Source organism: Paenibacillus sp. FSL H8-0079, from assembly GCF_037991315.1.
In the GTDB taxonomy this organism is placed as follows: Bacteria; Bacillota; Bacilli; order Paenibacillales; family Paenibacillaceae; genus Paenibacillus.
Map to the genome: position 1 here is coordinate 2,703,902 of NZ_CP150300.1, position 12,276 is coordinate 2,716,177.

The window sequence follows — 12,276 nt, forward strand, 5'->3', positions numbered from 1 at the left end:
ACAATTTATCTACTAATCAGTTAATAGGAGCGTGTAATTATGAAGGTCTCCTTATTCATTACCTGCCTCAGCGATGCCATCTATCCCCGAGTAGGGGAGGCCATGGTCAGATTGCTCGCCGCTCATGGCGTTCGGCTGGATTTTCCGCCGGTTCAGACCTGCTGCGGTCAGCCATCCTACAATAGCGGGTACTGGGACGAGACTCGGGTAGCGGCCAAAACGATTCTTGAAGCGTTTGACGACAGTGATTTTGTAGTCTGTCCATCCGGATCATGTACGTATATGATTCATCATTATCCCGAACTGTTCGCGGATGAACCGGTGTGGCTGGAGAAGGCAAAACGATTGGAAGCAAAAGCCTATGAATTCACTCAATTCCTCGTTCAGGTACTCGGGATAACTGATCTGGGTGCACATTTTCCGCACAAAGTAACCTATCATCCATCCTGCCACGGCAGCCGTCTGCTTGGTGTAAAGGATGAGCCGATGGCGCTGCTCTCTCAAGTAAAAGGTCTGGAATTGGTTCCACTTCCATTCGCTGAGGATTGCTGTGGGTTTGGGGGCACATTTGCTATTAAAATGTCCGATATTTCAGGAGCGATGGTGACGGAGAAGGTCGATCATGTCAAAGAGACACAAGCCGAAGTACTGGTGGGGCTGGACATGGCCTGTCTGATGAATATCGCAGGTAATCTGCGTTATCGGAATGAACCGGTGCGTGTGATGCATTTGGCGGAACTACTGTATGAGGGGGTGCGAACAGGATGAGCCAACCGGGAGTTATGGATACTACGGTCAAAGAACGTGCCGGACTGGCCTTGAATGATGATTTTCTGCGTAAAGCGGTAAAGTTCACGACAGAACGATTGCGTAACGGGAAAAAGTCCGCCTCAGAAGAACATGGGAATTGGGATGAATGGCGGGAGCGTGGCCGGCAGATTCGTCTGCATACGATTGCGTATCTGGATTATTATCTGAATGAATTTGTGAATAACGCCCGTGCGAATGGGGTTCATATTCATTTTGCAGATACATCGGTGGAAGCAGCGGCAATTGCGCTGGATATTGCGGCACACAAGCAAGCTTCTACGGTGGTGAAGTCCAAATCGATGGTGTCGGAGGAAGTACATCTGAATCATGTTTTGGAGTCGGCGGGCATTGAAGCCATCGAGACCGATCTGGGTGAATACATCATTCAGCTGGCAGGCGAAGCTCCTTCTCATATTGTCATTCCAGCCATCCATAAGAACCGCTATCAGATCGCAGAGTTGTTATCCAAAGAAGCGGGTGAAATTCTGGAGCCGGACACGACGGTACTTGCCGGATTTGTTCGCAAAAAGCTGCGCGAGAAGTTCCTCGAAGCGGATATCGGCATGACTGGATGCAATTTTGCAATTGCAGAGACAGGTTCCATGGTTTTGTTCGAAAATGAAGGCAATGCCCGTATGGTATCCACTGTTCCCAAAACGCAGATTACACTCATGGGCATGGAGCGGATCATCCCGTCGTGGACGGATCTGGAGGTCATGGCAACCTTGTTGCCGCGCTCTGCAACAGGTCAAAAACTCACGATGTACATGTCAGGCATAACAGGTCCTCGCCGTACAGCGGATGCGGATGGGCCGGATGAAATGCACATTATTATCGTGGATAACGGTCGATCCCTTCAGCTCGGTGATCCCGAATTCCAAGAACTGCTGAATTGTATTCGCTGCGGTGCTTGTCTGAATGCTTGCCCGGTATATCGCCATATTGGAGGTCATGCCTACGGTGGAACCTATAGTGGACCGATTGGCGCGGTACTGACACCCGCACTCAATGGCAACATTGATGAATGGAATGATATTGCCGGTGCTTCGAGTCTTTGCGGAGCCTGCTATGAAGCATGTCCGGTCAAAATTCCGCTGCATGATATGCTCGTTTATTTACGCAGACGCAAGGTAGAGGATGGTCATGGAAACAAAATGGAGAGCATGGGCATGAAGGGCTTTGCTGCCGTGGTTTCCAATTCGAAACGCTTCAGTGCGGCCATACGTCTGGGACAGATCGGACAAAAGGCAGTTGTACGCAACAACGGCATTTCTCTCAAGCTGGGTCCACTCAAAGGCTGGAATAATTATCGGGTTGCGCCAAGTCTCGCCAAGAAATCTTTCCGGCAGCAATGGAACAAGTTGGACCAAGAATTGAACCAGGAGCAACCGGCCATGAATTCTTCCGTTCGCAGCCGCATGGAGCAGATTATTCGTGAACGAGAGGAAGGGGAGGATAAGCATGGTCACTGAACATCAGCAATGGCTCGCGCAATTGGAGAAGAAGTCCATGGAGCAACAGGAGCAGTTCATGAATGACATTGCTTCGAAATTGAGAAGACCAAGGCAACAACATGCGCCGACCCAACCCTTTCGGGGAGCACCCGACTTTTGGACTGAGCTGGAATGGGATGAAGAGAAGCGCATTCAAGCATTTACCGATAACTTTGTGAGTGTAGGCGCCCACATTGCCCGGGTTCAGAACATGGAAGAAGTGTCTCAATTTATTGCCAACAAATCTCATGAACTGAGTGCGAAATATATCATTCGCCAAAATGAACAGGCGCTAAAGGATCTCGGATTGGAAGAACAGTTACCGGATGTGCAGATCTCAGTCTGGAATAGTCAAGCGGATGAGAACTGGAGGGCACGTGCAGCTGAGGCTGATATCGGGGTGGTCATGGCGGATTATGCGACAGCATACACAGGCTCGGTCACTGTGCTTTCTTCACCGGAAAAAGGTCGGTCAGTGAGTCTGTTGCCTACGGTACTCATCATCATTATTCCAGTGGATCGACTGTACACCAGACTGGGTGAGACGTTGGATCGATTTGACGAAGCGGGAAGAGAGAATCTTCCGGCAGGCATTCACTTTATTTCAGGGCCAAGCCGCTCTTCCGATATTGAAAATGATTTAACCATTGGCGTACACGGACCAGGTATTGTATATGGTTTGATTATGGGTTAACGGTGTGTTGATCGTGATAGAGCATCAAGATTTGATAACTGTCCTAGATGCAGAATTCGTCTGCTGAGGGCAGTTTTTTTTGTTTACATTTTATAGTTAAAAGCTATTGATATTATATTTATTATATATTTCACCTATTAATAATGGAGGCGTATAATCCATTTCAAGAGCGAATTTATATGAGGTACGAAAGAGAAAGAGGAGGATGAGTAGACATGAGTATATTTTCTTACCAGGTTCCGTTCATGGATGGACACGAGGGTGATTTTTCTGCTTTAAAAGGCAAAGTACTGCTTATTGTGAATACAGCAAGCCGGTGTAGCTACTCCCGCCAGTTCAGTGAACTTCAGCAGATGTATGAGAACTATCGTGATCAGGGACTGGAAATTCTGGCGTTCCCGTGCAACCAGTTTAACGGTAAAGAACCTGGGAGTAACATGGAAATAGCCGAGTATTGCAGAAGTCAGTTTCAGATATCCTTTCCGATTTTGGAGAAGGTTGAGGTCGTTGGGCAATCGGCGCATCCAGTGTTCCGTTATCTGATTGAAGAAGCGCCATTTCAAGGTTATGATCTGGCCACGAAGGAAGGAAAATGGATGGACACCTTTGTGAAGGAAAAGTATCCAGAGTTGTACCAAGGAGACGGGATCAAATGGAATTTCACCAAATTCCTGATTGATCGTAATGGGGACGTCCATGGCCGTTATGAAACGACAGTAGCTCCATTAGAGATGGAGTCGGTTATTCAGAATCTGTTGAAGAAATCATAGGTATATCGCAATCCCTGTCCTGAGGTCCTATGACTTTGGGACTGTTGAAGATTAGAACTGGAAATGTTAGGGTAAAAGAAGATAACCAATGCATACATTTTTTTTGATCAAAAATGACCAATATACCATTTCGGTCAGTTAGTTCTATTGTGGTTTTATAGTTATCTGGATGAAATATGAAAATGTGCAAAAAATAACTTGAATGGTTGTTCTGAAGAGTAAGTGTAATCGCGTCTGTAGTCACGTCATTATTTTTTAGTTGTAGAACTCTTAACTTGGAAAGAAGGAGTGAGTGTCATGCCACCAATTTCAGTGCCTCAACCGAAAACATTTGGCCCACTGGGCAACTTGCCGCAATTAAACTTTGATGAGCCGGTGCAATCCCTGGTGAAACTGGCTGAAGAATATGGACCGATCTTTCGTATGGAATACCCGGGGCGGAGTGAATTGTATATTTCCGGTCACGAACTGGTCGCTGAGGTAACAGATGAATCCAAATTTGACAAACGTGTGTGGGCACCTCTGGCTAAGGTTCGTGCTTTTGCAGGAGATGGACTGTTTACGAGTTGGACCGAAGAACCGAATTGGAAAAAAGCCCATAACGTGTTGCTACCAAGCTTCAGTCAACGTGCCATGCAGGGATACCACAACAAAATGATTGATCTGGCTGTGCAGCTGGTTCAGAAATGGTCACGATTGAACCCGGATGAGACGGTTAACGTTCCAGATGATATGACACGGCTTACGCTCGACACGATTGGACTATGTGGGTTCAACTATCGGTTTAACAGCTTTTATCGGGAAGAACCACATCCATTCATTACGAGCATGGTTCGTGCGTTGGACGAATCCATGAGTTCATTGCAGCGACTGCGTCTGCAAGACAAGCTGATGATCACCAAAAAGAAACAGTTTGAACAGGATATCCGTTCGATGTTCTCGCTGGTGGACCACATTATTGCCGAGCGCAAAGAACAGCCACAGGAAGGCGCAGACGATCTGTTGTCTCACATGCTCAGCGGCAAGGACCCGGAGACGGGAGAAACACTGGATGATGAGAACATCCGTTATCAGATTATTACCTTCCTGATCGCTGGACATGAGACCACAAGTGGACTGTTATCCTTCGCTGTCTATTATCTGATGAAGAATCCGGATACGCTGGCTAAAGCCCAAGCTGAGGTGGATCAGATTCTGAAAGATCCAGTTCCAACGTACAACCAGGTTCGCAATCTGAAGTACGTTCGCATGATTTTGAATGAATCACTGCGGTTATGGCCGACGGCCCCGGCATTTTCCCTGTATGCGAAAGAGGACACGGTACTTGCGGGTCAATATCCTTTGCAAAAAGGAGACAGCGTCAGTGTGCTTATTCCCAAGCTGCATCGCGACCGCGAAGCATGGGGAGACGACGTAGAGGAATTCCGTCCGGAACGATTCGAAGATCCGAGCAAAGTGCCGCATGATGCTTACAAACCTTTCGGTAATGGTCAGCGGGCCTGCATTGGTCAGCAGTTTGCACTTCAGGAAGCAACGCTCGTACTGGGCATGGTGCTCAAGCATTTTGACTTCATAGATCATTCCGATTATCAGTTAAAGGTGAAAGAAACCCTGACGCTCAAACCGGATAACTTTACAATTCGTGTACGTGCGCGTGGCGGTCAGCCAGTTATGGCCGTTCCGGGTGTATCGGTCGAAGAACCGACGCCAGTTGCCAAAAGAACAGAGCCGGATGCGGCGAATGCCCATCACACACCGATGCTTGTTTTGTACGGTTCTAATCTAGGTACCGCGGAAGGTATTGCACGTGAAATTGCGGATACTGCCAGATATCAGGGTTTCCGTAGTGAGGTTGCTGCGCTGGATGATCGCGTTGGCAAACTGCCGAAAGATGGTGCCGTTATTATTGTCAGTGCATCCTATAATGGTCAGCCGCCAAGTAATGCCAAGATGTTTGTCGAGTGGATCGAACATGCGGATGCCAATGAATTCAAAGGTGTGCGTTTCGCCGTTCTTGGATGCGGTGACCACAACTGGGCCAGCACCTATCAGCGTATTCCGCGTTTAATAGATGAACAGTTATCTTCCAGAGGAGCAGAGCGATTATCGCCGCTGGGTGAGTCAGATGCAAGCGGCGATTTTGAGAAACAGGTGGGGGATTGGACAGAGCAATTATGGCCGGATCTCGCACGAATGATGGGACTGAAATTAAACACAAGTTCCAATAGCGAACGTAGCTCACTGTCTGTACAATTTGTCAGCGGACTCGCCGTGACCCCGCTTGCGGGTACGTATGATGCACATGTGGCAGAAGTACTGGAGAACAGGGAGCTTCATAACGCGGGCAGTGAACGTAGCACACGTCACCTGGAGATCAAATTGCCTGAAGGCATAACCTACAAGGAAGGGGATCATCTGGGCATTCTGCCGCAGAATCCACCGGAGCTTGTGGAACGTGTACTTCGTCGATACGGATTTACTGGTACGGAGCATCTGGTTCTGGATGCATCCGGTCGGAGTGCCGCTCATCTACCGTTGCATCAACCTGTTAACCTGTACGATCTGCTCAGTCATAGCGTTGAGCTTCAGGAGGCGGCAACTCGTGCGCAGCTGAGAGAAATGGCAGCATACACAGTATGTCCACCGCACAAGAAAGAGCTTGAAGCGCTGCTTGATGAATCCATGTATATGGATGAAGTGCGGAATAAACGGATATCCATGCTGGACTATCTGGTGAAATATGAGGCATGTGAACTGCCGTTCGAGCGTTTCCTGGAATTACTGCCTTCATTAAAAGCCAGATATTATTCGATCTCCAGTTCACCACGTGTTCAGCCCGATCAAGCGAGTATTACGGTTAGTGTTGTGCGTGCCCCGGCATGGAGTGGACAGGGAGAATACAAAGGCATTGCGTCCAACTATCTGGCTAACCTGAAGTCGGGTGATGAGATTGTCATGTTTACCCGGACACCGGAATCCGGTTTCCAACTGCCGGAGGATGCACAGGTTCCCGTCATCATGGTGGGTCCGGGTACAGGCGTTGCCCCATTCCGTGGTTTCCTTCAGGCAAGGCATGTTTTGAAGGAACAAGGTCAAGAGGTTGGCGAAGCCCATCTGTACTTTGGATGCCGGAATCCCGAACATGATTATCTGTACAAAAATGAACTGGAAGCGGCCCAGCAAGAAGGACTTGTAGAGCTTCACACGGCCTTCTCCCGAGTGGATGGGGAAGAAAAATGTTATGTACAGCATCTGATGAGAGACGATGCCCGTCATCTGATTCCTTTGCTTGAAGCGGGTGCGCATCTGTATATTTGTGGTGATGGTAGCAAAATGGCACCTGATGTGGAAGCTACTCTCCAGCAGGCATACACTGATATTCACGGCAAGTCCGCGAAGGAAGCAGAAGATTGGCTTAATCAGCTTCAGCAGGAAGGTCGTTATGCCAAGGACGTATGGACAGGCATCTGAACTAAACATGTGAAGGATCAGCTTGATCCGTAATTGGCTGAGCGGTGAGATACAGAAGCAGTTCTGTTCTCACCGCTTTTTGACATAAACTGATTCTTCAGCAGAAGAGTGGGCGCATGGGTTATAATTATATATTGGAAGGGAGCACCCGTATGCAGACATTCGGAAACCAGTATAAGGTTTGTGAAAAGAACCAGCTTTACTTCCGGCTACAAGGCCGTTTCAGGCTCTTTCTTCCGGCGGTTGGCCGATAGATCGACTCAACGCTGGAGAGAGGAAATAGAATACGGGAAGGGACTCTGCCTTTTCCCTGGAGTTCAAGATAATCCAATCCCACGCCTACAAGTCTGATATTGTTAAATGCATTCCAGGAAGGGAACGTCGTACGGATTCCGACTCTGATGCCTCGCCGTGTTCGAGGAATATCGAATACCCGAATGGAATTCAGGCTGAGTGGAATGAATAATTGACGGTTTACTTTGATAAACTGCTTTGAATAGACACGACGAATACGTCCCGGTTCCAACCCGGAGAGTGGAGTATTCAGTTCGGCAAGGTGCCCCTGGAGTTCTGCCAGACGCTGCTGAAGTGTTTTTCCAGTATGGAGATGCTGCCAGCTCATAAGTATTCCTCCGTTCGCCATTTGTACCTAGTATATGAAGGAACGGGGTCGGAAGGTGTACGTTTGATAGCCCATGTTCGTTAAGGCTAACGGGGTTTCTTTTATAATAGAGGAGTGATTCACATGATCGTAGAAATGTATAAAGACCTCATTAAGGATGAGCGTGGCAATTATTATATGGCAGTGCAGATCGAGGACAATGAGCTTACGCTCGTTAATGCATTCGTCGAAGCGGCATTCACGCCTGAACTGATCTACAATGAAGAGTTTCGTACCAAGCATAAAGAGATGGAAGGCGGGTTTGTAGGCAAAATTGCGATGGACCTGTTAAGGCATGATGTGGTCATGGGGATGAAGCAAATCGACCGCAAACTGTTGAACTTGTCGGATGTGGAACAGCAGTTCACGGTAAATTATATTGATACGATTGAATTTTATCGTCATCCGGCGTGGCAACGGAAGGTGTAGAAATAAAGAAAGGGAAAAGCGCAAGTGCAGGGGCAGTAAACCTCCGCAACTTGCGCTTTTTGCATACGAACAATTAACGATACGTAGGATGGATGATGCCAATATCGCGCTCGGTTCTCAAACTTCCATTAGCATAACGCTGCATTTCATTTCCTTTGATCCGAATCGGAATACGCTCTCCTTGATAGAAAAGCTCTCCCTCGACGGTGCGGACGCTCATTCCAATAACGCCTTCCAGATGTCCACTATGATCCGTCACCAGTCGAATCCCTGACGGGCCGTCCAGATGAACCTTGCCTTCCAGATATACCGTCATGCGATCAGGAGTGTTGACCAATTCATATCTTAGTCCATGGACCTTCCGGCTATAAGCCGTGTTGCCAGATACGATCTCACCATGATCCATATCGATAGGAAGCAGACCGGTAAACCAGAGCTGATTCGATCCAACAGGCATAATTCCGCATAATCGCTCCACATAATCGAGAAGACAAAGGATAGTAGGTGAGTAAGTCTCGGTATAACCTTGTTCTCCGGTCCATGGGCTTAGTACCTGACCAAATCGCTTATCTTTGGATAGAGCGGACAAGATAGGCTGCATTACCCAGGTTAGCTCCACATAACGATGATGATACTCGAATGCGTGTGGTGCCCGAATCAGACTCAGGAAATTGGATGCCCCTCCCCAGCTGTTATAGGAGGAAAAGGGATCGAATCTGGGATCATCCATTGAAATCGATGTGAACGGGTATTTAGCGAAAAACTTCCTTGTATTCAACAGGTACCGACGCAGCATATTATCGAACAATTCACGGTCGCCCACCTCGCAGGCCATTACGCGGAGCAACACATCAGATTGGACTCTGACCAATTCGTCATTGCGATCCCGATCATAGAAGAACATATCCTGTTCGTCGTAACAATAACGGAAGAGACTTTCCAGGCTGGACTCGGCTTTTGCTTTCCAATCCGTTCCGGATTCTCCAAGCTCCTCAGCCATACGGGACAGATACATGCGCTGACAATAGATATTAGCGGTCAGATCTGGTGCCAGAAACGGCAGAATCGGAGAATCCGGGTGATAGGCAGAAGCATCATTCATGTAAGGTGTATCCGGAACATGCCAGAATCGGGGAGATAAGTCATGTCCGGTATCAAACGTACTGAAGGCTTCTACACAGCCGGTTCCTCGAGTATTACGGTTGCGTGCAATCCACTCATCGTAACGAACCATGGCCTTATACATCGTATTGAGGAAAGACGAGTGCTTGCCATGAAGCTGATAGTGGTTCCACACACTGCGTGCCAGTGGAGTGACCAACTGGATTTGCCGGAAAGAGGGTCCGTTTGCCGTGAGTTTATACGGAAGCAATCCATCATCTCTTTGCTGCTCGGCAAATGCGAGGTACGTTGTTTCGGACACGGAAGGCAGCAGGCGAGACAGCAGCTCCGCATTGATGGTACCTGTGCTCTCTAACCAACATCCCAGATAGATGCCACCTTCTTGTAAAATGGGATCGCTGTCTCCTAGGGGCAGGATGCAAGCAAGCAATTTTTCCACTGCCGCATAATACGTAGCTTCCATTTGACCGCCCGATGCCGCAAACCGGATACCCGACGCATGCCATTCCTGTAATAACTGCTGATCTTCCGGTTTAACTGGCTGAACTTGATCCATTATCGAAATGTTGCGTAGCCGATTCAGTATCTCTTCTGTCATTTGTTCCTCCTTGTAACGTCTGCTTATTGATTCGATTCAAAGATCCGAACGGTACCGTTATAGAAGTCGGAGACAGCTTGCTCCACACTTTTTCGTCCAAATCCGATCTCCTGATTCGTCGTCTGAGCTAACTTGGAGAACTCTGCAAATCCCGGAGGATTGTAACTTACGTCAAAAGGTTCAGTCTTCGTAGCTTCGGAGACAAGGCTCGTATAGTTATAGACAATCTCCTCCACAGGGCCTGCACCTTCCTGAAGAAGATTTCGATTGGCTTCCGTAACGGGCACCCCGCGGTCATTACCGAGGATTTTGGCTGCTTCAGGATCATGAATCCAGAAGTTCATCAACGTCGCCACTTCCTTCGGGTGTTTCGTATTGGCATAACCTGATAATCCCTGACTGGATTCAAATACAACTCCCGTTCCCTTAGGGCCACGTGGTACAGGGAGAAGAACTAACGGGTCTTCCGTCAAGCTCTGGAACGCAGCCAGCTGGTTGGAGGGCAGGAGGGTCATGGCTGCTTTACCTGTGATCAACAGGGACTTACTGGTGTCATCATGCGGGTTGGATACCTGCAATTCCGGTGTAACTACACCGCCGGATGCCGAAGTCTTTTCCCAATACTGGAACCATTCCAGAATATCTTCCTTGGCGAATCCGAGTGTGCCGTTTTTCATGTCATACAGCTGTTTACCCCGTTGTTTTAGATAAATATCCATTCCGTCGACGGTAAAATTGTACGTTCCATAGAAGCCGTCTCCGAGCTTGTCGGACAACTCCTTGCTAATGGCGGCATAGTCCGCCCAGTCCCAATCTGAAGCTGGCAAAGGCACGCCGGCTTTCTCGAAGAGTGCCTGATTCACAACAATTCCCCGTGCGTTCGCACCGGCAGAGATATGTTGCAGCTTCCCGTCGAGACGTCCGTATTCGATCATGGTTTCATCCATACCGTCCAGATTCAGTTCGTTGCCTACATACGGGTCCAGATTAAGTAGGACATCTTTTTTGGCATAGTCCACGACATTTCCACCAAGGAAAAAGACATCTGGTGCTGTGCCTGATGCCAACTGTGTATTCAGTTTGTCGAAATATCCGGAGGAGGGTGCAAATTCACCTACAATTTTAATATCCGGATGTTTTGCCTGAAAGATCTTCAAGGCTTCATTCGTAATATCTGCCCGTTTCTGGTCACCCCACCACATGATGCGCAGTTCGACCTGTCCGCCCTCGGTAGTTCCATTATCATTACCATTGCTTGCGTCATTAGCACCCGTATGGTCTGTTCCGGAGCAAGCGGTTACGAATAACAAGAGTGAAGTGATCATACCGATCATGAAGCGTTTGAACATGGTAAATCCCCCTGTCTGTGGATAATGAGAAACGTGTTGTTACTTCAGACCTGTCGTCGCAATGCCCTCAAGGAAATATCGCTGAAACAGTAAAAAGATGATGGTCACGGGAAGCAGTGACAGGGTGGACATGGCGAGCAAAGCGCCCCAATCGGATTGTCCTGATGGATCGAAGAGAGACCGAATGCCCAGCTGCACGGTGAACAGATCAATTTTGCTCAGATAGATCATCTGGCTGAAAAAATCATCCCAGCTCCACAGGAAGGTGAAGATCGCGGTTGTAATCAGTGCTGGAACGAGCAGTGGCACTACGATTCGGAAAAAGATCTGTGATTGCCCGCAACCGTCAATGGTTGCACTCTCGTCCAGCTCCCGCGGTATACCGCGTATGAATTGAACCATGAGCAAGATGAAGAAGGAATCCTGCGCGAGCCACTTGGGCAGAATCAGCGGGAAATACGTATTAATCCATTGAAGCTCATTATAGAGAATGTACTGGGGAACCAGAGTAACATGGTAAGGCAACATAATCGTGATCAACATCATGCTGAACCACAGGCCTTTGAATCTGAACTTCAATCTGGAGAAGGCGAAGGCTGCAAGGGAACAGGAGATCACATTGCCCAGCACACTCATGACCGAGATCAGCACGGAGTTGCCGAAGAAACGGCCGAAGGAGATGCCCTGGAGACCTTTCCAGCCATTAATATAGTGCTCCAGCGTGAAGCTGGTTGGGAAAAGACTGCCACTGGTGAAGATGAGATGGTTCGGTTTAAACGAACTGAGAATCAACCATAGTACTGGATATAACATCAGCAGACCGAGGAGTATAATGGCGGCATGCCTCCCGGCCTGAACCAGTTGTCGTTTGATTGGCAT

At 48.3% G+C, this 12,276-nt stretch carries 10 protein-coding genes; 6 read left to right on the forward strand and 4 right to left on the reverse strand.

Annotated elements, in window-relative coordinates:
- Positions 1–39 precede the first annotated feature (39 nt).
- From MHI06_RS12380 to MHI06_RS12400, 5 genes are all read left to right on the forward strand, one after another.
- Positions 40–768 carry a (Fe-S)-binding protein gene (locus MHI06_RS12380; protein ID WP_017688927.1) on the forward strand — a complete coding sequence of 243 codons (729 nt, stop codon included), beginning with the start codon at positions 40–42 and terminating at the stop codon, positions 766–768.
- The gene (locus MHI06_RS12385; protein WP_076330804.1) at positions 765–2,282 is read left to right on the forward strand and encodes a LutB/LldF family L-lactate oxidation iron-sulfur protein; all 1,518 of its coding nucleotides are present in this window, start codon (positions 765–767) and stop codon (positions 2,280–2,282) included. Before MHI06_RS12380 ends, MHI06_RS12385 begins: the two co-directional genes overlap by 4 nt.
- A complete protein-coding gene (locus MHI06_RS12390; RefSeq protein WP_340401643.1) occupies positions 2,272–2,997 on the forward strand; it encodes an LUD domain-containing protein in 726 nt (241 codons plus the stop codon). Before MHI06_RS12385 ends, MHI06_RS12390 begins: the two co-directional genes overlap by 11 nt.
- Positions 2,998–3,212: 215 nt before the next feature.
- On the forward strand, positions 3,213–3,767 hold the full coding sequence (locus MHI06_RS12395; protein ID WP_340401644.1) for a glutathione peroxidase: 555 nt from the start codon (positions 3,213–3,215) through the stop codon (positions 3,765–3,767).
- Positions 3,768–4,064: 297 nt separating this feature from the next.
- Positions 4,065–7,238, forward strand: a complete 3,174-nt coding sequence (locus MHI06_RS12400; protein ID WP_340401645.1) for a bifunctional cytochrome P450/NADPH--P450 reductase — start codon at positions 4,065–4,067, stop codon at positions 7,236–7,238.
- Between the two features lie 199 nt (positions 7,239–7,437).
- On the opposite strand, the gene MHI06_RS12405 is transcribed toward MHI06_RS12400, so the two are convergent.
- Positions 7,438–7,860, reverse strand: coding sequence for a hypothetical protein (locus MHI06_RS12405; RefSeq protein ID WP_169482839.1), 423 nt, complete (start codon positions 7,858–7,860; stop codon positions 7,438–7,440).
- A 123-nt stretch (positions 7,861–7,983) separates the two neighbouring features.
- On the opposite strand from MHI06_RS12405, the gene MHI06_RS12410 reads away from it, so the two are divergent.
- On the forward strand, positions 7,984–8,328 hold the full coding sequence (locus tag MHI06_RS12410) for a hypothetical protein (RefSeq protein ID WP_169482838.1): 345 nt from the start codon (positions 7,984–7,986) through the stop codon (positions 8,326–8,328).
- 73 nt (positions 8,329–8,401) lie between these two features.
- On the opposite strand, the gene MHI06_RS12415 is transcribed toward MHI06_RS12410, so the two are convergent.
- From MHI06_RS12415 to MHI06_RS12425, 3 genes are read right to left on the reverse strand one after another with little or no spacing between them, the layout of a single operon-like run.
- Positions 8,402–10,048: a hypothetical protein gene (locus MHI06_RS12415; RefSeq protein WP_340401646.1), complete on the reverse strand. Its 1,647-nt coding sequence runs from the start codon at positions 10,046–10,048 to the stop codon at positions 8,402–8,404.
- A 23-nt stretch (positions 10,049–10,071) separates the two neighbouring features.
- Positions 10,072–11,397: an extracellular solute-binding protein gene (locus tag MHI06_RS12420; RefSeq protein ID WP_340401647.1), complete on the reverse strand. Its 1,326-nt coding sequence runs from the start codon at positions 11,395–11,397 to the stop codon at positions 10,072–10,074.
- A gap of 39 nt (positions 11,398–11,436) precedes the next feature.
- Positions 11,437–12,276 (reverse strand): carbohydrate ABC transporter permease, encoded by an 840-nt coding sequence (locus MHI06_RS12425; protein WP_062835997.1) that lies wholly within the window; start codon positions 12,274–12,276, stop codon positions 11,437–11,439.

Bases quoted from the DNA above. Each gene is read 5' to 3' on its own strand.
- MHI06_RS12380 (WP_017688927.1), top strand. From the start codon at position 40: ATGAAGGTCTCCTTATTCATTACCTGCCTCAGCGATGCCATCTATCCC.
- MHI06_RS12385 (WP_076330804.1), top strand. From the start codon at position 765: ATGAGCCAACCGGGAGTTATGGATACTACGGTCAAAGAACGTGCCGGA.
- MHI06_RS12390 (WP_340401643.1), top strand. From the start codon at position 2,272: ATGGTCACTGAACATCAGCAATGGCTCGCGCAATTGGAGAAGAAGTCC.
- MHI06_RS12395 (WP_340401644.1), top strand. From the start codon at position 3,213: ATGAGTATATTTTCTTACCAGGTTCCGTTCATGGATGGACACGAGGGT.
- MHI06_RS12400 (WP_340401645.1), top strand. From the start codon at position 4,065: ATGCCACCAATTTCAGTGCCTCAACCGAAAACATTTGGCCCACTGGGC.
- MHI06_RS12405 (WP_169482839.1), bottom strand. From the start codon at position 7,860: ATGAGCTGGCAGCATCTCCATACTGGAAAAACACTTCAGCAGCGTCTG.
- MHI06_RS12410 (WP_169482838.1), top strand. From the start codon at position 7,984: ATGATCGTAGAAATGTATAAAGACCTCATTAAGGATGAGCGTGGCAAT.
- MHI06_RS12415 (WP_340401646.1), bottom strand. From the start codon at position 10,048: ATGACAGAAGAGATACTGAATCGGCTACGCAACATTTCGATAATGGAT.
- MHI06_RS12420 (WP_340401647.1), bottom strand. From the start codon at position 11,397: ATGTTCAAACGCTTCATGATCGGTATGATCACTTCACTCTTGTTATTC.
- MHI06_RS12425 (WP_062835997.1), bottom strand. From the start codon at position 12,276: ATGCCAATCAAACGACAACTGGTTCAGGCCGGGAGGCATGCCGCCATT.